Source organism: Lysobacter sp. yr284, from assembly GCF_900107375.1.
Classification (GTDB): Bacteria; Pseudomonadota; Gammaproteobacteria; order Xanthomonadales; family Xanthomonadaceae; genus Lysobacter.
Genome location: NZ_FNPT01000024.1, coordinates 19667 through 40381 on the forward strand (window position 1 = coordinate 19667; position 20715 = coordinate 40381).

Annotated in this window: 16 protein-coding genes; 13 read left to right on the forward strand and 3 right to left on the reverse strand. The window is 67.9% G+C overall.

Annotated features, from left to right (window positions below):
- The first annotated feature begins 158 nt into the window (after positions 1 to 158).
- The 13 genes from dnaA (at position 159) to BLV01_RS22205 (ending at position 15693) form a co-directional block, all read left to right on the forward strand.
- Positions 159 to 1511 carry a chromosomal replication initiator protein DnaA gene (gene dnaA / locus BLV01_RS22145; protein ID WP_217633570.1) on the forward strand — a complete coding sequence of 451 codons (1353 nt, stop codon included), beginning with the start codon at positions 159 to 161 and terminating at the stop codon, positions 1509 to 1511.
- A 749-nt stretch (positions 1512 to 2260) separates the two neighbouring features.
- Positions 2261 to 3361, forward strand: coding sequence for a DNA polymerase III subunit beta (gene dnaN / locus BLV01_RS22150; RefSeq protein WP_091805272.1), 1101 nt, complete (start codon positions 2261 to 2263; stop codon positions 3359 to 3361).
- A gap of 360 nt (positions 3362 to 3721) precedes the next feature.
- Entirely contained in the window at positions 3722 to 4807 is a 1086-nt protein-coding gene (recF, locus tag BLV01_RS22155) for a DNA replication/repair protein RecF (RefSeq protein ID WP_091805275.1), read from the forward strand.
- 175 nt (positions 4808 to 4982) lie between these two features.
- On the forward strand, positions 4983 to 6032 hold the full coding sequence (locus tag BLV01_RS22160; protein ID WP_091805278.1) for a DUF5694 domain-containing protein: 1050 nt from the start codon (positions 4983 to 4985) through the stop codon (positions 6030 to 6032).
- 148 nt (positions 6033 to 6180) lie between these two features.
- Entirely contained in the window at positions 6181 to 8613 is a 2433-nt protein-coding gene (gyrB, locus tag BLV01_RS22165) for a DNA topoisomerase (ATP-hydrolyzing) subunit B (RefSeq protein WP_091805281.1), read from the forward strand.
- Positions 8606 to 9586 carry a CPBP family intramembrane glutamic endopeptidase gene (locus BLV01_RS22170; protein WP_091805285.1) on the forward strand — a complete coding sequence of 327 codons (981 nt, stop codon included), beginning with the start codon at positions 8606 to 8608 and terminating at the stop codon, positions 9584 to 9586. Before gyrB ends, BLV01_RS22170 begins: the two co-directional genes overlap by 8 nt.
- Before the next feature lie 89 nt (positions 9587 to 9675).
- Complete coding sequence (locus tag BLV01_RS22175) at positions 9676 to 10479, forward strand: M48 family metallopeptidase (RefSeq protein WP_091805288.1); 804 nt, start codon at positions 9676 to 9678, stop codon at positions 10477 to 10479.
- A gap of 133 nt (positions 10480 to 10612) precedes the next feature.
- Positions 10613 to 11830, forward strand: coding sequence for a tetratricopeptide repeat protein (locus BLV01_RS22180; protein WP_091805291.1), 1218 nt, complete (start codon positions 10613 to 10615; stop codon positions 11828 to 11830).
- A 146-nt stretch (positions 11831 to 11976) separates the two neighbouring features.
- The gene (locus BLV01_RS22185; protein WP_057949726.1) at positions 11977 to 12654 is read left to right on the forward strand and encodes an energy transducer TonB; all 678 of its coding nucleotides are present in this window, start codon (positions 11977 to 11979) and stop codon (positions 12652 to 12654) included.
- Between the two features lie 90 nt (positions 12655 to 12744).
- Positions 12745 to 13494, forward strand: coding sequence for a MotA/TolQ/ExbB proton channel family protein (locus BLV01_RS22190; RefSeq protein WP_057949725.1), 750 nt, complete (start codon positions 12745 to 12747; stop codon positions 13492 to 13494).
- 43 nt (positions 13495 to 13537) lie between these two features.
- Positions 13538 to 13951, forward strand: coding sequence for an ExbD/TolR family protein (locus BLV01_RS22195; RefSeq protein ID WP_091805294.1), 414 nt, complete (start codon positions 13538 to 13540; stop codon positions 13949 to 13951).
- Between the two features lie 15 nt (positions 13952 to 13966).
- Entirely contained in the window at positions 13967 to 14383 is a 417-nt protein-coding gene (locus BLV01_RS22200; protein WP_057949723.1) for an ExbD/TolR family protein, read from the forward strand.
- A gap of 905 nt (positions 14384 to 15288) precedes the next feature.
- Positions 15289 to 15693 (forward strand): ExbD/TolR family protein, encoded by a 405-nt coding sequence (locus BLV01_RS22205; RefSeq protein ID WP_091805297.1) that lies wholly within the window; start codon positions 15289 to 15291, stop codon positions 15691 to 15693.
- A gap of 1841 nt (positions 15694 to 17534) precedes the next feature.
- On the opposite strand, the gene BLV01_RS22210 is transcribed toward BLV01_RS22205, so the two are convergent.
- The 3 genes from BLV01_RS22210 to cls form a co-directional block, all read right to left on the reverse strand.
- Positions 17535 to 18290, reverse strand: coding sequence for a pyridoxine 5'-phosphate synthase (locus BLV01_RS22210; RefSeq protein WP_091805300.1), 756 nt, complete (start codon positions 18288 to 18290; stop codon positions 17535 to 17537).
- 102 nt (positions 18291 to 18392) lie between these two features.
- The gene (locus tag BLV01_RS22215; protein ID WP_091805303.1) at positions 18393 to 18656 is read right to left on the reverse strand and encodes a hypothetical protein; all 264 of its coding nucleotides are present in this window, start codon (positions 18654 to 18656) and stop codon (positions 18393 to 18395) included.
- Positions 18657 to 19058: 402 nt separating this feature from the next.
- Positions 19059 to 20495: a cardiolipin synthase gene (gene cls, locus BLV01_RS22220; protein ID WP_254782732.1), complete on the reverse strand. Its 1437-nt coding sequence runs from the start codon at positions 20493 to 20495 to the stop codon at positions 19059 to 19061.
- Positions 20496 to 20715: the final 220 nt, after the last annotated feature.

Genomic DNA, 20715 nt, shown 5'->3' on the forward strand with positions numbered 1-20715 from the left:
ATTAGTCCTGTTCCGAACCCGGCCTCGGTGGTAGTCTGACCGACCCCCCGGCTTCCTGCGTCGCGATGTCCGCATCGTGCGTTGGGCCGCTTTCGTCCGTCGCCGGCCGATCCGCCGCCGCGGCCGACCGCATCACGCATAAAGAAGACACGCTACAGATGGAAGCCTGGCCCCGCTGCCTCGAACGCCTCGAAGCCGAATTCCCGGTCGAGGACGTGCATACCTGGTTGAAGCCGCTGCAGGCCGCGCAGCGCGACAGCAAGACCGTGCTCTACGCGCCCAACGCGTTCGTGGTCGAGCACGTGCGCGAGCGCTACCTCGCGCGCATCCGCGAGCTGCTGTCGTACTTCGCCGGCAGCGAGGACGTGAGCCTGGAAGTGGGTTCGTTGCCGCGTGCGCCGGGCAGCACCCAGCCGTTGCCGCTGGAAACCACCACCAGCGCGGTGCGCCAGGCGCCGGCCGCGGTGACCGCGCCGGTCGAGCCGTTCCAGGGCAATCTCGATACGCATTACACCTTCGACAACTTCGTCGAAGGCCGCAGCAACCAGCTCGGCCGCGCCGCCGCGTGGCAGGCCGCGCAGAAGCCGGGCGAGCGCGCGCACAACCCGCTGCTGCTGTACGGGGGCACCGGCCTGGGCAAGACCCACCTGATGTTCGCCGCCGGCAACGCCATGCGCGACGCCAATCCGGCGATGCGGGTGATGTACCTGCGTTCCGAGCAGTTCTTCAGCGCGATGATGAAAGCGCTGCAGGACAAGACCATGGATGCGTTCAAGCGCCAGTTCCAGCGCGTCGACGCGCTGCTGATCGACGACATCCAGTTCTTCGCCGGCAAGGACCGCACCCAGGAAGAGTTCTTCCACACCTTCAATGCGCTGTTCGACGGCAAGCAGCAGATCATCCTGACCTGCGACCGCTACCCGCGCGAGGTCGAGGGCCTGGAGCCGCGGCTGAAGTCGCGCCTGGCCTGGGGCCTGTCGGTGGCGATCGAGCCGCCGGACTTCGAGACCCGCGCCCAGATCGTGATCTCCAAGGCCAAGGAGCGCGGCGCCGCGATTCCCGAGGAAGTCGCCTTCCTGCTGGCCAAGAAGATGCGCTCGAACGTGCGCGATCTGGAAGGCGCGCTCAACACCCTGACCGCGCGCGCCAACTTCACCGGCCGCGCGATCACCGCCGAGTTCGCCCAGGAGACCCTGCGCGACCTGCTGCGCGCCCAGCAGCAGGCGATCGGCATCCCCAACATCCAAAAGACCGTGGCAGACTACTACGGCCTCCAGATCAAGGACTTGTTGTCCAAGCGGCGTACGCGTTCGCTCGCCCGTCCGCGCCAGGTGGCCATGGCGCTGACCAAGGAGCTGACCGAACACTCGCTGCCGGAGATCGGCGATGCCTTCGCCGGTCGCGACCACACGACCGTCCTGCATGCCTGTCGTCAGATCCGCACCCTGATGGAAACCGACGGCAAGCTGCGGGAAGACTGGGACAAGCTGATCCGCAAGCTCAGCGAGTGATCCGCAGCGCCCGTTCGGCGGGCGCCGGCCTCGGCCTGGGATGCGCGGCAGCGCCGACGGCGCGATCCCGACATCGCGCTGCCGGCGGCGTCGCGCCGCCCGCGCCCAGCTGGCGCCGCATTCCGGCCTTCAGGCCGGCGAACCGGCCGCGACTCTCGCCAGGCGAACGGGCCAGCGGCTCGTTCGCGTAGGGCGGCTCCTGCCGGAATCCACGACGACGAGCGCAACGCAGCCGCACGGCCGTCCGGTCGCCGCGCTGCCGTCCGCGCTCATCCGTAGAGATCGCAGGACCGCGGCTGCAGGGCCGGGCGGGTGTTTCGTCGTTGGCGGTGCCGCAGGATCGGGCTGCATCCGACAGGCGCAAAGACGCACGCGCAAGCCGCGGGCGATCGGCGATCCAGTCCGGTACAACCCGGCCCCGGCGATCCGGGCCCCAAAAGGGGCACCGCGCCGCCGGTGGACACAAGGTAGTCGCTAAGTTGCTGATACGAAAGGCATAAGTTCGGGGACTAGGTTCGTACAAGCTGTGGATAAAGTTCAGGTCGCGTCGCCGCGCCGAGGTTATCCACAGGATCCACCTATCCTCCAGGGCCAGTTCTACCCGCGTTTGAAGTAGCTAAAAACACTTGTAAATCATGGGTTTAAGTCGGTTCTCAACCGTTTTTCGCCGCTCCACCGCCACTAAGCTTTTGATTTATACATCTCTTTTGTAATTGGGCTTGCGCCCACCGACCGGCCAAGGGGTCCGCATGCGTTTCAGCCTGCAACGCGAAGTTTTTCTCAAGCCGTTGGCCCAAGTGGTCAATGTCGTCGAACGCCGGCAGACGCTGCCGGTCCTCGCCAACCTGCTGGTGCAGGTCAAGGACGGGCAGTTGTCGCTGACCGGTACCGACCTGGAAGTCGAGATGATTTCGCGCGTCAACGTCGACGATGCGAAGGACGGCGAGACCACGATCCCGGCGCGCAAGCTGTTCGAGATCGTTCGCGCCCTGCCCGACGGCAGCAAGGTCACCGTGAGCCAGACGGCCGAGAAGATCACCGTCCAGGCCGGACGTTCGCGCTTCACCCTGTCCAGCCTGCCGGCCAACGATTTCCCGTCGATCGACGAAGTCGAAGCCACCGAGCGCGTGCGCGTGCCGGAAGCGGCGCTGAAGGAACTGATCGAACGCACCGCGTTCGCGATGGCCCAGCAGGACGTGCGCTACTACCTCAACGGCCTGCTGTTCGACCTGCGCGAATCCAGCCTGCGCTGCGTGGCCACCGACGGCCACCGCCTGGCGCTGTGCGAAGCCAACTTCGAAGGCGGCGCCCAGACCAAGCGCCAGATCATCGTTCCGCGCAAGGGCGTGCAGGAGTTGCAGCGCCTGCTGGAAGGCGGCGATCGCGAAGTCGAGCTGGAGATGGGCCGCGGCCACATCCGGATCAAGCGCGACGATGTCACCTTCACCAGCAAGCTGATCGACGGCCGTTTCCCGGACTACGAAGCGGTGATTCCGATCGGCGCCGACAAGGAAGTGCGGATCGAGCGCGAGATCCTGCGCGCGTCGCTGCAGCGCGCGGCGATCCTGTCGAACGAGAAGTACCGCGGCGTGCGCATCGAGGTGTCGCCGGGCCAGCTGAAGATCAGCGCGCACAACCCGGAACAGGAAGAAGCGCAGGAAGAAGTCGAAGCCGACACCAAGGTCGACGACCTCGCGGTGGGTTTCAACGTCAACTACCTGCTGGACGCCCTGACCGCGCTGCGCGACGAGCACGTGGTGCTGGCGCTGCGCGACGCCAACTCCTCGGCGCTGGTGCGCGAAGCCTCGAACGAGCGTTGCCGCCACGTGGTGATGCCGCTGCGGCTCTGATCCACGCGGGTTCGATTCGGTTCCACGTGGAACACGACGCACGCCCGGCATCTGCCGGGCGTGTTCGTTTTGGAGATTTGGCGTGTTTCCGGACGCGGTAGAGGCCCGCGGCTGGCTCGAATCGACCTTGCGAGCTGCCGGCGCCGCAGACGGATTGGGGCGCGTGCGTCCGTGGAAACCACTGATTTACAAGCGGATACGCCCCGAGTGTGTGGCTTCCGGCCGGGTTGAGCCTGGACTCGTGCCCCGCTTCGGGTTGTCGCGGCTCGCGCCGCTGCTGCAGGTAGCCCGTGCGGCTGCAGCCACCGTTTGACCGCGCGTCCTGCCTCGTCCCGTCCCCCAATCTGCGATCATTTCCCGATGCACGTCACCCGCCTGGACGCCCGCGGCCTGCGCCGCTTCGCCGACGTAAGCCTGCTGCCGGCGCCTGGGATCAATCTGATCACGGGCGAGAACGGTGCGGGCAAGACCAGCCTGCTCGAAGCCCTGCACCTGATGGCCTACGGCCGCAGTTTCCGGGGCCGGGTCCGCGATGGCTTGATCCGCGCCGGCGATCCGGCCTTGGAAGTCTTCGTCGAATGGCAGGAAGTGCGCCGCGACCAGCGCCGCAAGGCCGGGCTGCGCCACAGCGGCCAGGATTGGGTCGGCCGGCTCGATGGCGCCTCGGTATCCCAGCTCGGCGAGCTGTGCGCGGCCTTGGCCGTGGTCAGTTTCGAGCCCGGCAGCCATTCCCTGATCACCGGGCCCGGCGAAATCCGCCGGCGCTACCTCGATTGGGGGCTGTTCCACGTGGAACCAGACTTCACTCCGCTGTGGCGTCGCTACACGCGGGCGCTGAAGCAGCGCAATGCCCTGCTCAAGGCGCGGGCGCGCGACGGGCAGCTCGACGCCTGGGATCGAGAGCTGTCGGAGGCCGGCGAACCGCTCAGCCGGCGTCGCCAGCAGTACCTGGACGAGCTGCAGCCCAGGTTCGCCGCCCTCGCCGCCGAACTGGCCCCGGGTTTGGGCTCGATCCGCCTGGATTACGTGCCGGGCTGGCGCCGCGAGGAGTTTCCGCTGGCCGATGCCCTGCTCCTGGCCCGCGAACGCGACCAGCAACAAGGCTTTACCTCGGTCGGCCCGCACCGGGCCGATTGGCGCATCGGCTACGGCGCGATTCCGGGCCGGGAGGCCCTGTCGCGCGGCCAAGCCAAGCTCGTCGCCCTGGTCGCCCTGCTGGCCCAGGCCGAGCAACACGCGCAGGTGCAGGGCGAATGGCCGGTCATCGCGTTGGACGATCTGGCGTCCGAGCTGGATCGACGCCATCAACGCCGCGTGCTCGAGCGCCTGATCGGCAGCCGCGCTCAGGTGTTCATCACCGGCACCGAGGCGCCACCGGCCCTGGCCGACATGGACGTCGAGATCGCTCGGTTCCACGTGGAACATGGAACTCTGACGCCGGAGTGATCCACGGCCGGCGTGGAACCGGATCGAAGCCCGTGAAACGGCCCATCCGCGCCACGCGGGTGATGTTCCACGTGGAACAGGCGCGGAAGATCGCGTGTAAACCGAACGCGCCCACGCCGCATCCCTTTCGGACGAACCACTCCAGGGGACCCGCTTGAGATCGATTGTTTGCGCCATGTTCGGCCTGTGCCTCGCTGCCCAGGCCGCGCCCGCCCTCGCCCAGGTCGACCTCGGCGCCCTCAGCCGCGGTACCGTCGGCCCGCGCACCCAGGTCGCCGTTCTCGGCACGACCCACCTCAACGGCCTGCCCGAGGACTACGACCTCAAGGCGCTGGAGCCGGTGCTGGAGCGGCTGGCGGCGTTCAAGCCCGACGTGATCGCGATCGAGGCGGTGTCCGGCGAGGGCTGCGACCACCTGGCCCGCTACCACGAGCTGTTCGACGGCGCCGCCGAGAGCTATTGCGCCGACACCGAGGCCGCGCGCAAGGCCACCGGCCTGGACGTCCACGCCGCCGTGGTCGAGGCGCGCAAGCGCTACGCCGATTGGCCGGCGCAGCCGACCCCGGCCCAGCGCCGCAGCCTGGCCAGCGTGCTGCTGGCCGCCAACGACCGCCCTTCCGCCCTGGCCCAATGGCTGCAGCTGCCGGCGGCCGAGCGCCGCGCCGGCGACGGCCTCGACGAGGCCCTGGCGACCCAGCTGCAGCGGCTGGAAACCCGCGGCCGCAACGAGAACTACCGCATCGGCGCGGTCCTGGCGGCGCGGCTGGGCCTGCAGCGGGTGCACGCCGTGGACGACCACAGCGCCGACCGCATCACCGGCGACGCCGGCAAGGGCTACGAGGCGGCGATCAAGGCGGTCTGGGCCGGGTATTCCAACCCCTACGTCGAGCGCGAAAAGGCGTTCACCGACCGGGGCGACCTGCTCGGCCTGTACCGCCTGATCAACAGCCCGCAGGCGCAGCAGGCCGCGATCGCCGCGGACTTCGGCGCGGCCCTGCGCGAGGCCTCGCCCGAGCGCTACGGCCGCCAGTACGCCGCCTGGTGGGAGACCCGCAACCTGCGCATGGCCGCGAACCTGCGCGAGGCCTTCGGCAATCGCCCGGGCGTGCGCGTGCTCGACATCGTCGGCGCCTCGCACAAGGCCTACCTCGACGCCTACCTGCGGCAGATGCACGACGTCGACGTGGTCGACGTCGAGGCCCTGCTGGCGCCTGGGACGCGCTGAGAGGCCGTCGCCGGGCCCAGGGCTGGGGACCCAGGGGGGAGGGGGCGCGAAGTGCTATAATTCCCCTCTGGATCCCAATAGCTAATGTCTGGCCGGGGCACGCACATCCGACCCGGCCCAGCCAGCCTTTGCAGCCGACCCGAAGCGAATGACCGACGAAACCGTTCCGACTCCGCCCTCGACCTCGTACGACTCCAGCAAGATCACCGTGCTGCGCGGCCTGGAGGCCGTGCGCAAGCGGCCCGGCATGTACATCGGCGATGTGCACGACGGCACCGGCCTGCACCACATGGTGTTCGAAGTCGTCGACAACGCGATCGACGAAGCGCTCGCTGGCCACGCCGACGATGTCGTCGTCACCCTGCTCACCGACGGCTCGGTCTCGGTCTACGACAACGGCCGCGGCATTCCGGTGGACATCCACAAGGAAGAAGGCGTCTCCGCGGCCGAGGTGATCCTCACCGTGCTGCACGCCGGCGGCAAGTTCGACGACAACAGCTACAAAGTCTCCGGCGGCTTGCACGGCGTCGGCGTGTCGGTGGTCAACGCATTGTCCGAACGCCTGTGGCTCGACATCTGGCGCGACGGCCACCACTACCAGCAGGAATACGCGCTCGGCGAGCCGGTCTATCCGCTCAAGCAGCTGGAAGCCTCGGACCTGCGCGGCACCACGCTGCGCTTCAAGCCGGCCGTGGAGATCTTCACCGACGTCGAGTTCCACTACGACATCCTCGCGCGCCGCCTGCGCGAGCTGTCGTTCCTCAACTCGGGCGTCAAGATCACCCTGATCGACGAGCGCGGCGAAGGCCGCCGCGACGTGTTCCAGTACGAAGGCGGCATCCGCTCCTTCGTCGAGCATCTGGCGCAGGTCAAGACGCCGCTGCATCCGCACGTGATCTCGGTGTCGGGCGAACAGAACGGCATCACCGTCGACGTCGCGTTGCAGTGGACGGACTCGTACCAGGAAACGATGTTCTGCTTCACCAACAACATCCCGCAGAAGGACGGCGGCACCCACCTGATCGGTTTCCGCGCCGCGCTCACGCGCACGCTGACCAACTACATCGAGCAGAGCGGCATCGCCAAGCAGGCGAAGATCTCGCTGTCCGGCGACGACATGCGCGAAGGCATGATCGCGGTGCTGTCGGTGAAGGTGCCCGACCCGAGCTTCTCCTCGCAGACCAAGGAAAAGCTGGTCAGCTCGGAAGTGCGTCCGGTCGTGGAAAGCACCTTCGGCGCGCGCCTGGAAGAGTTCCTGCAGGAACACCCGAACGAAGCGCGCGCGATCACCGGCAAGATCATCGACGCCGCGCGCGCGCGCGAAGCCGCGCGCAAGGCGCGCGACCTGACCCGCCGCAAGGGCGCGCTCGACATCGCCGGCCTGCCCGGCAAGCTCGCCGACTGCCAGGAGAAAGACCCGGCGCTCAGCGAACTGTTCATCGTCGAGGGCGACTCCGCGGGCGGCTCGGCCAAGCAAGGCCGCAACCGCAAGACCCAGGCGATCCTGCCGCTCAAGGGCAAGATCCTCAACGTCGAACGCGCGCGTTTCGACCGCATGCTCGGCAGCGCCGAAGTCGGCACGCTGATCACCGCGCTGGGCACCGGCATCGGCAAGGACGAGTACAACCCGGACAAGCTGCGCTACCACCGCATCATCCTGATGACCGACGCCGACGTCGACGGCTCGCACATCCGCACCCTGCTGCTGACGTTCTTCTACCGGCAGATGCCGGAGCTGATCGAGCGCGGCCACATCTACATCGGCCTGCCGCCGCTGTACAAGATCAAGCAGGGCAAGAACGAGATCTACCTCAAGGACGATGCGGCGCTCGACGCCTACCTCGCCGGCAACGCGGTCGAAGGCGCCGGCCTGATCCCGGCCGAAGGCGAGCCGCCGATCGAGGGCGCGTCGCTGGAGAAGCTGCTGCTGGCCTACGCCGCGGCGAAGGAAACCATCGCCCGCAGCGCGCACCGCTACGATCCGAACGTGCTGAGCGCGCTGATCGATTTCACCCCGCTCGACAGCGACCACCTGCTCAACCAGCCGGTGGATTTCGCCGCGCTGGAAGCGCGCCTCAACGAGTCCGGCCTGGGCCGCCCGCGCTACTCGCTGACCCTGCACCGGGCCAACGAAACCCGCCAGGCCGCGTTGCTGGTCAAGCGCACCCACATGGGCCAGGAACTGACCCAGGTGCTGCCGCTGGCCTCGTTCGAAAGCGGCGAGCTGCGCGCGCTGCGCGAGGCGGCGGCGCAGCTGCACGGGCTGGTCCGCGACGGCGCGCAGATCGTGCGCGGCAACCGCGCCCAGTCGGTCTCCAGCTTCGCCCAGGCCCAGGCCTGGCTGATGGACGAGGCCAAGAGGGGCCGCCAGATCCAGCGCTTCAAGGGCCTGGGCGAGATGAATCCCGAGCAGCTGTGGGACACCACGGTCAATCCGGAAACCCGCCGCCTGCTGCAGGTGCGGATCGAGGACGCGGTCGCCGCCGACCAGATCTTCAGCACGCTGATGGGCGACGTGGTCGAACCGCGTCGCGAGTTCATCGAGGACAACGCGCTCAAGGTGGCCAACCTCGATGTCTGAGCCCGGGCCGGACGCCCCGCGCGACGGCCCGGCTGCTGCCGACGTCGCCGCGGGCGATCCGCCCGAGGAGCCCGAGTCCGCCGGCTCGGGCGCATCCGGTTCCGGCCTGGCCGGTTCCCAGGTTTTAAACCCGGCTGCGGCCGGTTCCACGCGCGCCGTCGCCTCGTCGCCGCTCTCGCCGACGCCGGTCCTGCCTGGGGCGTCGCGCCCAGGCGCTGCACCGCTTGCGTACCCGCGCCCCGCCCCGCTGACGCCGCTGCTGGTCGCGTTCGGCATCGATCTGCTGCTGGCGCTGGCCCTGGTCGCCGGCCTGAGCGTGCTTGGCACCGTCGGCTGGGGCTTCGTCCAGGGGCTGCGCGGCCTCGATGGTGCGCAAGCGGCGCCGGACCTGAACGCGGTGATCGCCATCAGCCTCTCGGCGACGGCGATTTCGGCCCTGGCGGTCTACTACTTTCGTCGAAATGCGAACGCGGTCGAGCGGGCCGCCTCGTGGCGCGCGCTGTGGCGCGGATCGAGCTGGGGCTGGATCGTAACGGCGCCGATCGTGCTTACAACGTGCTCGACATTGATCGCCGCGGCGGCGCTGGCGCAGGGTCTGGACGTGACCCCGACCAACCAGGTCCTGGGCCCGGCCATCCGCGCCCAGCCGGCGCTGTGGCTGACCTTCGCCGTGCTGATCGCCCCGGCCTACGAGGAACTGCTGTTCCGGCGGGTGCTGTTCGGCCGGCTGTGGGCGGCGGGGCGGCCCTGGCTCGGCCTGGCCCTGAGCTCGATCGCCTTCGCCCTGGTCCACGAACCGCCCGGCCTGGGCGCCGGCCGCGGCGCCGGCGTGCTGGTGTTGTGGATCGTGTACGCCTTCATGGGCGCGGTCCTGGCGTGGATCTACCGGCGCAGCGGCAGCCTTTGGGTGCCTTACCTCGCCCATGCCGGCAACAACCTGCTGGCCAGCCTGCCCCTGCTCGCGACCGGCTGAGCGGCGGCCGGCCCGGCGCCGCCGCGGCTATTGACGGGCCGTTAATCCGCGCGGGGCTACAAACGGCCATCGCTTTGGGGAAAACCGGTATGAAACGCATCCTGCTCGGGCTGACGATCGCCGCTGCGGTCGCCGCCTGCGCCACCACTACCTCGCCGACCGGCCGCACCCAGCGGGTCGGGGCGATCTCGCAGGCGCAGCTCGACCAGATGGGCGCGCAGGCCTTCGCCGAGACCAAGAAGAAAGAGCGGATCAGCACCGACGCGCGCCAGAACGCCTACGTGCGCTGCGTGGTGAGCTCGATCACGCGCGAACTGCCGCCGGGTTGGCAGGCCAATTGGGAAGTGGCCGTGTTCGTGGATAGTTCCCCCAATGCCTTTGCCCTTCCTGGCGGAAAGGTTGGCGTAAACACGGGGATTTTCACCGTGGCCAAGAACCAGGACCAGCTCGCGGCGGTGATCTCGCACGAGATCGGCCACGTGGTCTCGCGCCACCACGACGAACGCATCACCCGCCAGATGGGCAGCCAGACCGCGCTCAACATCCTCGGCAGCCTGCTCGGCGCGCGCTACGGCGAAGGCGCCGCCAGCGCCACCAGCCAGCTCGGCGGGGCGGCCCTGCAGACCGCCTTCCTGCTGCCGGGCTCGCGCACCCAGGAGAGCGAAGCGGACGTGGTGGGTCAACGACTTATGGCACAGGCGGGCTACGACCCGCGGCAGGCGGTGAACCTGTGGGAAAACATGATCTCGGCCAGCAGCTCGCGCCCGCCGCAGTGGCTGTCGACCCACCCCGACCCGCAGGCCCGCATCCACGAACTCAACGCCCGCGCCGGGGCGCTGGTCCCGGTCTACGAACAGGCGCGCGCGGCCGGCCGTACGCCCAGGTGTGGATGATGGCGAGGTGAAAAAGGCGGGCCGAACCCGTATCGCGCAGGCCCGAATTTCTGTTAGGTTGGCGGCCCCTTGGCCTTGCGCCGGTCCGCCGCGAGGCCCCGTCTGCGGCCGCTGAACCCTTCAAGGTGAGTCCATGAGCAAGCAACCCACCCGACGCAGCACCACCCTGCTCGCCGCCGCCATCGGTGCGGTGCTGGCGTTCGGTGCCGTCACCCAGGTCAATGCCCAGAGCGCCTCCGAGCGCAGCGCCCAGCGCCGCGCGGCCAAGGAAAGCGGCGGCAAGGCCAAGCCGGCCGAGAACCAGTACCCGAACGCGACCCGCACCTCGCCGGAAGCCAAGGCCTCGTCCAAGGGCGGCGCCAAGCTGCAGAAGATGATGGACGCGTACGACAAGGAGAAGTTCCCGGAGGCCCGCAGCCAGGCCGACGCGATCATCGCCGACACCGGTCTCAACGCTTACGAACGCTCCTTCGCCGCGCAGATCGGCTTCCAGGTGGCCTACGACGCCGACGACAACAAGGCGGCGATGGACTACCTGAAGAAGGCCATCGAGACCAACGGCCTCGACAACAACAGCCACTTCGACCGCATGTTCGTGCTGGCCCAGCTGCAGCTGCAGGAAGACCAGTACGCCGAGTCGCTGGCGACCATGGACCGCTTCCTCAGCGAATCCAAGAGCACCAAGCCCGAGCACCTGATCGTCAAGGGCAACGCCCTGTACCGCCTGGAGCGTTACGCCGACGCGTCCAAGGTCATCAAGCAGGCCATCGACGGCAGCCCGGACGCCAAGCCCGAGTGGCTGCAGCTGCTGATGGCCAGCTACGTCGAGAACAACCAGGGCGCCGAAGCGGCCAAGATCGCCGAGCAGATCGCCGCCAAGAACCCGAACGACAAGCGCGCGCAGATGAACGTCGCCGCGGTCTACTCGCAGTCGGACATGCTCGACAAGGCCGCCACCGTGCTCGAGAAGATGCGCGCCGCCGGCCAGTTCACCGAAGACAAGGACTATCGCCAGCTCTACTCCACCTACCTCAATCTGGATGGTAAGGAGAAGGAAGCGGCGAACGTCATCAACGAGGGCCTGGAGAAGGGCGTCCTCAAGCCGGATTACCAGGCCTACGTGGCCCTGGCCCAGTCCTATTACTTCTCCGAGCAAGCCAACAAATCGATCGACGCATACAAGAAAGCGGCTCCGCTCGCGCCGGACGGTGAGACGTACCTGAATCTCGCCCGCGTCCTGTGGCAGGAAGACCGCATTCCCGAGGCAAAGGAAGCCGCCAAGCAGGCGATCGCGAAGGGCGTGAAAAAGCCCGACGACGCCAAAAAGATTCTCGCGCTGAAAGGCAAGTAATTTCAGCGTGCAGGCCCATCCGCGCTTGTAAACCTGTGACGCGGTTTGGTATATGCTAGGAGGTTCCCGCGACTGGAAACGGTTGCAGGAACCGAACGATGGCCCGAGGCGCCCAGGCGTCCGGTAACACCTCCCGAGCTGACGGCATGACGCAAGACCTCGAACTCCAAGTTAGGAAAGATGACGACCGCGAAGGTTTGAACTGGGCACGTATTGCCGGTATCACCTGCGCGATCGCCGTGCATGCTGCGGCGTTGCTGTTGTTGCTGGCCCCGATGACTCCGCCTGCCCAGCAGCAGGACAAGGAGGAGGTGACGATGGTGAACATCATCAAGCCGCCGCCGCCGCCGCCCCCCCCGCCGCCGCCGCCGCCGGAGCCGCCGAAGGAGATCAAGCAGCCTCCGAAGGAACTGTCGCCGCCGCGTCCGACCCCGACGCCGCCGCCGCCGGAACAGCCGCCGATCGAGAACCTCGATCCGAGCCCGGTCGATCCGCCGGCTCCGCCGCCCGCGCCGCCCGCGCCGCCGACGGCCGCCAGCGACATCGGTTCCAGCGTGGATCCGTCCTCGCGCCGCCTGAACCCGCCGAAGTACCCGCCGACCGAAGCCCGTCAGGGCGTGGGCGGTACCGTAGTCCTCGTGATCAGCATCGACGGCCAGGGCAACGTGCTGGACGTGCAGGTCGAAAAGTCCAGTCGCAACCGCAACCTGGACCGCGCGGCCATGGATGCCGCACGCAAGTGGCGTTTCAACCCCGAGATGAAAAACGGTCAGCCGGTCGCCAGCCGCGTCCGCGTCCCGGTCGATTTCGTCCCGCCGAACTGATCGGGTTCGGCTGGATCGCTAGTTGCTCGTTGTGCCGTTCGTTCCGCGTAAAACCTTTCTTCCTTTCCACGACATTCAAAGGTAAGCGTCATGCTGCAGCAAACCACCACCGCCGCCGCCGGAGGCTCCAACGCTGAAGCGCTCCAGCAGATGAGCTTCTCGCATCTGTTGCAGAACTTCGACCTCGTCGGCTGGATCGTGTTCATCACGCTCACGCTGATGTCGGTTCTGTCGGTCTATTGGATCGTCATCAACTTCGTCAAGAACCTGCGCCTGCGCGGTTCCTCGGACCGCGTCGTCAGCACCTTCTGGGAAACCCCGAACGCGCAGGACGCGATCCGCTACATGGAAGAGCAGCCGCGCAGCGAGCCGTTCTCCAAGATCGCCCTCGACGCCGCCCAGGCCGCCGCTCACCACCAGCGCCACGAAGGTTCGCGCCTGGTCGAGTCGCTGAACCGCTCCGAGTTCGTCGATCGCGCCCTGCGTCAGGCCGTGACCCGCGAGAGCTCGCGCCTGGAAGCCGGCCTGACCGTGCTCGCCACCGTCGGTTCGACCGCGCCGTTCGTCGGCCTGCTCGGCACCGTGTGGGGCATCTACCACGCCCTGCTGCGCCTGGGCGCTTCGGGCGAATCGTCGATCCAGGCCGTCGCCGGCCCGGTGGGCGAGGCGCTGATCATGACCGCGATCGGCCTGTTCGTCGCGATCCCGGCGGTGCTCGCGTACAACTTCTTCGTGCGCCTGAACCGCGTGACGAACAACAAGTTCGACACCTTCGCGCACGACCTGCACGACTTCTTCGCCACCGGCTCGCGCGTCGGCGAAGTGTCGAACAAGCGCTAAGCAACACAGCCTCCTCATTTAGCGTAGCTCCTGGAGTTCGGACATGGCCTTTAGTTCAGGCGACACCGGCGGCCCGATGGCCACAATCAACGTCACGCCCCTCGTGGACGTGATGCTGGTGCTGCTGATCATCTTCATGATCACGGCGCCGTTGATGACGCATAAGGTGGAAATCAAGCTGCCCGAGGCCACGCTGAAGAAGGTCGAGGAAGCGCCCAAGACGCAGCCGATCACGTTGGCGATTCAGGAAGACGGCCACATCTACTGGAACGACGAGCCGATCACCGCCGACCAGTTGGAAAGCCGTCTTTCGGTCGAGGCGCAGAAAACCCCGCAGCCGCAGATCAACGTGCGCGGGGATCGCACCACCAAGTACCGCACGATCAACAACGTGGTGACCATCGCGCAGAAGCAAGGCATGCGTAAGGTCGGCTTCGTCGCGATCAAAGAACGCTAATCGGAGATCGGGAACATGGCTTTCAGCAACAACTCCTCCGATAGCGGCGCGATCTCGGACATCAACGTCACCCCGCTGGTCGACGTGCTGCTGGTGCTGCTGATCATCTTCATGGTCACGGCGCCGACGGTGTCCTATCCGATCGACGTCAACTTGCCGCAGCCGACGCTTAACCCGCCGCCGCAGACCTCCGAGCCGCCGCCGCCGATTGCCCTGCGCATCGACGCGACCGGCCAGGTGTTCTGGAACAACAACCCCACGCCGCTCACGGCGATCCCGGGGCTGATGAACGAAACGGTGCAGCGCGATCCCACCAACCAACCTCTGCTAGAAATCGACACCAACGACGACGCCGAATACGGCGTCCTCGCCAAGGTGCTGGCTTACGCCAAAAACGCAGACATGAAAAAGATCGGTTTCGTCCAGAAGTAATCCGTTCGGAACCGACGCTTACCGTCGTGAAACGCCGCCCAGCTGGGCGGCGTTTTTTTTTGCTGCCGCGGTCGCGAAGGCAGGCGTGGGTTTGTGGATAAACCGGGTTTGGCGGCGGGTTCTGGAGGATCGCGAACCCCCCTCTGCCTGGAGACGGCGCGCTATAAGGTCGGCTGGGGATAAGTGCCGGCGTGTGGATAAGCCGCAGCCGCGATGGCTTGCGGGTAATCGTGGAACATCCGATCCAGGAAGCGTCCCTGCGGCGCCGGCCAAGCTGGCGATATACAGCGTGTGGATAAGCCGGACTTCTGAAGAACTTCGGTGGTTTGTGGAACCTCGCCTGGAGGCGGCGCCTCACAAAGCCAGCTGCGCTGGGGACAAGTCGTGCTGTGTGGATAAACCGGATTTACGAAGAAGTCCGGTGGTTCGTGAAACCTCCCGCCTGGAGGTGGCGCCCCATGAAGCCGGCCGGGCTGGGGACCAGGCACGGTATGTGGATAAGCCGGACTCGCGGGGGATTCCGGACGATCGTGAAACAGACCGCCTGGAGATGGCGCTAACAAGGCCGGGCAGGCTGGGGATAACTACCGGCATGTGGATAAGCCGGATTGCCGATGCCATCCAGACGCCGCGTCCCCGAGACAGCGCCCGGTACAGCCGCCCGAGCTGGGGATAAGTGACGGGCTGTGGATAAACCGGATTAGGTAAAGCCCCCGCGGGGCATGGGACGCCCTCGTTTGCACCGACGGGCAACCAGGACCATCAGGCTTGGGGATGCCCTCACCGACTGTGGACAAGCTTTGCCGACGTAGCTCGTATGCCCTGCCCCGCCGCGCGCTTGCGCGGCGCCCGGCGACAGGCCTAACGTGAAGACGGGTATCCCACCCCAAGGATGGAGGTAGCTCATGGCCGTTACCGCGTACTCCGCCGCCGGTCGCTTCCGCGACGACACCGTGGCCGAAATCAACGTGACCCCGCTGGTCGACGTCATGCTGGTGCTGCTGATCATCTTCATGGTGACCGCGCCGGCGGTGACCGGGCAGCTCAAGCTGAGCTTGCCGGTGCCCGCGCCGGCTCCCGAGCGCACGCCGCCGAAGGCCGAGTTGAACGTGCAGCAGGACGGCAGCTATGTCCTGGATGGGCGCGCGCTGAGCCGGGCGCAGTTGTCCACAGCGCTGGCCGCCCTGGCCGCGGACAGCCCCGAAACCGTGTTGACCGTCGATGCCAACGCCGAGGCCGACTACCAGGCGTTCGCCCAGGCGCTGGCGGCGGCCGACCAGGCGGGGATCCGCAATCTTTCGACCAGGTAATCGCCTGCCCGCCGCGTCGGGCGCGCGTTGCGCCGACGCCAACAAAACGGCCGCCGAATGGCGGCCGTTTTCTTTTGCCGGCGTCGCTGTTTATCCACAGCGAAGATCGGAATGGCGGCCGTTTTCTTTTGCCGGGCGTCGTCGTTTATCCACAGCGAAGATCGGAATGGTGGCCGTTTTCTTTTGTCGGGCGTCGCTGTTTATCCACAGCGAAGATTGGAGCGGCGGTCGTTTTCTTCTATCGGGCGTTGCCGTTTATCCACAGCGAGGGATCGGAAGCTAGACATGTGCGGTGCGGGATTGGATCGGAGTCGCGCGCTCGCACGTTCGCTGCAATGCCCACCTTCCTCGCTGTGCGGCGCCCAGCACGCGACTGCGAGACTTATGCACAGCGCAAAACATCGCGCCTGGCGTCGTGCGATCGGTATCGGCGTGCGATGTTCGGCCTGCGTTGCCGTGGATCTATGTGTGCCGAAGCGGTTCGCGCCACCAGACGAGGTTATCCACATCTGCATGGGCGACATGCGCGTGGACAGCGACACATGCTGCCCGCGCGATGCTGGCCGACAACGCCTGCGAAGCGACTTTTCCACAGCCACGATGTGCTGCGCGACACGCTCGCAATGGATTTGTCATGGAGAAACGGTTCGCCACACGCTCGCCGGTCGCACCGGGTTTCGGTTGTGGGCAGCAGCGGCGGCGCCACCGAAAATCGAAGCCAACCGCAGGGTTCGTTCCGATGCTTGTGGATAGAAGTACAGGCGAACGGCGATTCCATCCGGCGGCGCAGCCGCGACCCTGGCGAGTCGTCCACACACGCAGGTATGGCGTCGCGCCGTCGATCTCATCGATCTATCGTCGGCATGTCTCCGCGACCGCGGCATCCAAGCAGTTGTCCACATCGGTCCGTGCGTGTCGACAGGCCCGAGAAACGCCTGAAATTAAGCGTTTTCATAAACGGCCCGAAAAACTTATGACAAGACTTGTCCACAAGATCGCGCGAACCCGGAGGTCTGTGGACGAAGCGCGCATGGCTGCGACGTGAGCGGCGCATCGCAGCGCGCGGCGGGCATTTGTCCGAATCTGGCGTGACCGCGACGGTGCCGGCTCTCGCCCGTGCATGCGCGGCGATGCCGGGCATGGTTGTCCACAGGATGTTGCGGGCCGCATCGTGGCGCGGTCTGGGTAGGGCTGTCGCGACGTCGCAGGCCGTCGCACTCCGCGCGGCCGACCGATGATCTGCTGCGCAAAACATGCCTCGCGCGCTCGATTGGCTACGCGTTCGTCCACAGGCTGCCCGGCCACGCGCGCATCGACGCGGCGGCACGCAATCCTTGGTTGCTGGCCGCGACGAGCGCCGTTGCTTATCCACAAGCGCCGGGCCATACACTCGCTGCGCCGGCGCCACGGCTTGCGATGCGAGTGGGCTCCGGACTTGTCCACAAGGCGAGATTCGACGATCCCTTGAGCTGCGATCGCGATGCGCGCCGCGCCGGCGCGAAGGATCGCAAGCGGCTTCAGTCGTGCAGGGCGGATGGACGAGGGCGCACTTCCCCAAGCGCATCGGCGCCTTGAGCGGACCTCGCGCGAACGCTACGCATGATCGCGCTTGTCCACAGGGCGGGTGAGCGGCCGGCCGGAGTCTCTACGCCGACCTTGGCGGAGATCCGAAGCAATCCACAGGTCGCAGGTCCGCGATCCGAATGACATGGGCGCCAGCTGCGGTGAAGAACGGAAGCGATGCGGCGCCGGAGCGTCGCGCGCTTATCCACACACCATCGCGAGCAGGACGACAGAGAACCGGCGTAGCGACAGTGCGAAGCCGGCGCCGGCGCGAACGCTCAGCGAGCGCCGGCGATCACCGCCAGGTAGCCGCGCACGGTCGCATCCAGGCCGTCGTACAAGGCCTCGCCGATCAGCGCGTGGCCGATCGACACTTCCAGCACGTTCGGCACCGCGCGCAGGAACGCGCCGAGGTTGGCCTGGCTGAGGTCGTGGCCGGCGTTGATCCCAAGGCCGGCGGCCTCGGCGCGGCGCGCGGCGTCGGCGAAGGCGGCCAGCGCCGCGCCGGCATCGCCGGCAGCGAAGGCCTCGGCGTAGGGGCCTGTGTACAACTCGACCCGCTGCGCGCCGAGTTCGGCCGCGCGCTCGATGCCGTCGCGGTCGGCATCGGCGAATACGCTGATGCGGCAGCCGAGCTCGCGCAGTTCGGCGATGCGCGGGCGCAGTGCGTCGGCGTCGCGCTGGAAGTCGAAGCCGTGGTCGGAGGTGAGCTGGTCGTCGCCGTCGGGCACCAGGGTCGCCTGCACCGGCCGCGTCCGCCGGCACAGTTCGAACATGCCCGGATAGCCCGGGCGCGGCGGCGCGAACGGATTGCCTTCGATGTTGAACTCGACGCCGCGCGCGTGGGCCAGTTCGGCCAGCGCGTACACGTCGTAGTCGCGGATATGGCGCGCGTCGGGACGCGGGTGCACGGTGATGCCGTGCGCGCCGGCGTCCAGGCAGGCGCGCGCGGCGCGGACCACGTCGGGCTCGGCGCCGCCGCGCGAGTTGCGCAGCACGGCGATCTTGTTGACGTTGACGCTCAGGACGGTCATGGCCAAAGCCTAGCGCGCGCCGCGGACCGCGGCGAGTACGCAATCTGCCGGCGCGGCGAGGGCCGGCGCGGCATGTGGAAGAGGAACCGGCCGCGGCGCGGCTCAGCGCGAGGGCGGCTCGGACTGGCTGGCGGCGGCGAGCTTGCGCGCCTCGGCCTGCTCGCGCAGGCGGCGCAGTTCGGCCGGGTCGATCATCGAGGAGACGTCGCGGCTGCTGTTGTCCAGGCGCCGCGCCAGCAGGCCCATGATCCCGACGATCAGCAGGCCCAGCGCGGCCAGCAGGCCGACCGCCATCAGCCCCGGCGACGTGGTCTTGAGCGCCAGCCCGAAGGCGGCGATGGCCAGCAACAGATAAACCCAAGGCATTACGGCGTGCTCCCTGACGAAATCGGCGTTCCCCTGTCCGGGCCGGTCGCTGGGTCGCGTCCGGCCGGGGCCTCGGACGGGCCCGGGTCGAGTGTAGCGCGGGCCGATGCAGGCCACAGCCGGGGCGAAGCGCGGCTGCGACCGTCGGCACATCGGGGCCGAGCGGCGGCGGGGCGTGGCCGGAGGCGGGGGGCGGCGCGAGATCGGGGCGGCGCGGTCGCGGCGTGCGCCGCTCCTGCAGGGGGAGGGCGTGGCCATCGCAGCGGCTGCGGAATCCGATTGTAGGAGCGGCGCAAGCCGCGACCGCGCCTCCTCAGCCGCCGGCGCGAGCTTGAAGCCCCGCCGCCGTCCGTGCATCGCCTGCACGAAACCCCGCCGCGGCTGCGCGCCTCAACGAAAGACTCAAAGCAGCGGAGACACCAGCCGCGCCAGCGCTTCGGGCAGGCGCACGCGCCACAGCGAGCGGTTGCGGTCGTTGCGCACGCGCGGCGCGCGCGAGCATTCCTGTTCGATCAGCGTCGCCAGCCGGCCGCCGAGGTCGGCGTTGTAGAACATCACCGAGATCTCGAAGTTGAGCCGGAAGCTGCGGTGGTCGAAGTTGGCCGAGCCGATGATGACGCTCTCGTCGTCGCACAGCAGCGCCTTGGTGTGCAGCATGCGCGGGCCGTACTCGTGGATCTTGACCCCGGCTTCGAGCAGTTCGTCGAAGTAGGAACGCGCGGCGTAGGTGACCAGGCGGCTGTCGCTGAGCTTGGGCACCAGCAGGCGCACGTCCAGGCCGCCGAGCGCGGCCGAGGTCAGGGCCATGCGCGCGGCTTCGCCGGGGACGAAGTACGGGGTCACCAGCCACACCCGCTTGCGCGCGGAGTGGATCGCGCCGACGTGGACGCGGTGGATCGCTTCCCAGTTCGAGTCCGGCCCCGAGCTGACCACCTGCGCGGCGATGGTGCCCGGCCGCGGCGCCAGGTGCAGTTGCTTGAGCGGCGGCTGGCTGGTGGCGTAGCACCAGTCCTCGATGAAGACCAGTTCCAGCTCGCGCACCACGTCGCCTTCCAGGCGCAGGTGCAGGTCGCGGTAGGCGTCCTTGCGCGCGCGTTCGTCTTCCTCGTCGGTGATGTTGATGCCGCCGGTGTAGCCGACGCGGCCATCGATGACGACGATCTTGCGGTGGGTGCGCAGGTTGAGCCACGGCCGGTGCCAGAACCAGCGCAGCTTCATCGGGTGGAACCAGGCCGCCTCGCCGCCGGCGTCGATCAGCGGCTGCAGGAAGCGCTGGGAGGTGCTGCCGGAGCCGACCGCATCCAGCAGCAAGCGCACCTTGACCCCGGCGCGGGCGCGTTCGACCAGCGCGTCGCGCAGCGCGGTGCCGACGCCGTCGGGCTGGTAGATGTAGTACTCCAGGTGGATGTGCTCGCGGGCCTGGGCGATGTCGGCCAGCAGCGATGCGTACTTGGCGCCGCCGTCGACCAGCAGGCGCGCGTCGGTGGCGGTGGTCGGCGGCAGGCCGGTGGTGGCCTGGCCCAGGCGCGAGAGTTCGATCGCTTCCGGCGAGGGCGTCAGCCCCGGCGGCGGCGGCGGCAGCGCGGCGCGCGCGCGCACCCGGCGCAGGCGCTGGCGGTGGATGCGCTGCGGGCCGAAGAAGAAATAGATCAGGAAGCCGACGTAGGGCAGCAGGGCCAGGCTGAACAGCCAGCTCAGCGTCGCGACCGGTTCGCGCTTCTGCAGCACGATCCAGGTGCCCAGCCAGACCAGGTACACCGCCCAGCCGGCGGTGAGGTAGAAACCGATGTGGGGGATGTGGACCAGGTCCTGCCACAGATCGGTCAGCGAGTCGGGCACAGGAAGCTCCATCGGACGGTGGCGCGGCCGCAGCCGGCGCCGGGCTAGGCTAGCCCGGCGGCGTTGAAGCCGGAAGTGTGCATTCGGTCGGTTGCTGCGGCACGCGCGGACGCGCGCTGGACCGGCCCCGACGAGAACGACAGGACACGGCACGATCACGGCGGCTTTGTTGGCGATCGACGTACAACGCGGCCTGTTCGAGACACAGCCGCCGCCGGCC

Excerpts from the sequence above, each read along its gene's own strand:
- recF (WP_091805275.1), top strand. The coding sequence starts at position 3,722 with ATGCACGTCACCCGCCTGGACGCCCGCGGCCTGCGCCGCTTCGCCGAC.
- gyrB (WP_091805281.1), top strand. The coding sequence starts at position 6,181 with ATGACCGACGAAACCGTTCCGACTCCGCCCTCGACCTCGTACGACTCC.
- dnaN (WP_091805272.1), top strand. The coding sequence starts at position 2,261 with ATGCGTTTCAGCCTGCAACGCGAAGTTTTTCTCAAGCCGTTGGCCCAA.
- dnaA (WP_217633570.1), top strand. The coding sequence starts at position 159 with ATGGAAGCCTGGCCCCGCTGCCTCGAACGCCTCGAAGCCGAATTCCCG.
- BLV01_RS22210 (WP_091805300.1), bottom strand. The coding sequence starts at position 18,290 with ATGACCGTCCTGAGCGTCAACGTCAACAAGATCGCCGTGCTGCGCAAC.
- BLV01_RS22215 (WP_091805303.1), bottom strand. The coding sequence starts at position 18,656 with ATGCCTTGGGTTTATCTGTTGCTGGCCATCGCCGCCTTCGGGCTGGCG.
- BLV01_RS22200 (WP_057949723.1), top strand. The coding sequence starts at position 13,967 with ATGGCTTTCAGCAACAACTCCTCCGATAGCGGCGCGATCTCGGACATC.
- BLV01_RS22195 (WP_091805294.1), top strand. The coding sequence starts at position 13,538 with ATGGCCTTTAGTTCAGGCGACACCGGCGGCCCGATGGCCACAATCAAC.
- BLV01_RS22160 (WP_091805278.1), top strand. The coding sequence starts at position 4,983 with ATGTTCGGCCTGTGCCTCGCTGCCCAGGCCGCGCCCGCCCTCGCCCAG.
- BLV01_RS22190 (WP_057949725.1), top strand. The coding sequence starts at position 12,745 with ATGCTGCAGCAAACCACCACCGCCGCCGCCGGAGGCTCCAACGCTGAA.
- BLV01_RS22175 (WP_091805288.1), top strand. The coding sequence starts at position 9,676 with ATGAAACGCATCCTGCTCGGGCTGACGATCGCCGCTGCGGTCGCCGCC.
- BLV01_RS22185 (WP_057949726.1), top strand. The coding sequence starts at position 11,977 with ATGACGCAAGACCTCGAACTCCAAGTTAGGAAAGATGACGACCGCGAA.
- BLV01_RS22180 (WP_091805291.1), top strand. The coding sequence starts at position 10,613 with ATGAGCAAGCAACCCACCCGACGCAGCACCACCCTGCTCGCCGCCGCC.
- BLV01_RS22170 (WP_091805285.1), top strand. The coding sequence starts at position 8,606 with ATGTCTGAGCCCGGGCCGGACGCCCCGCGCGACGGCCCGGCTGCTGCC.
- BLV01_RS22205 (WP_091805297.1), top strand. The coding sequence starts at position 15,289 with ATGGCCGTTACCGCGTACTCCGCCGCCGGTCGCTTCCGCGACGACACC.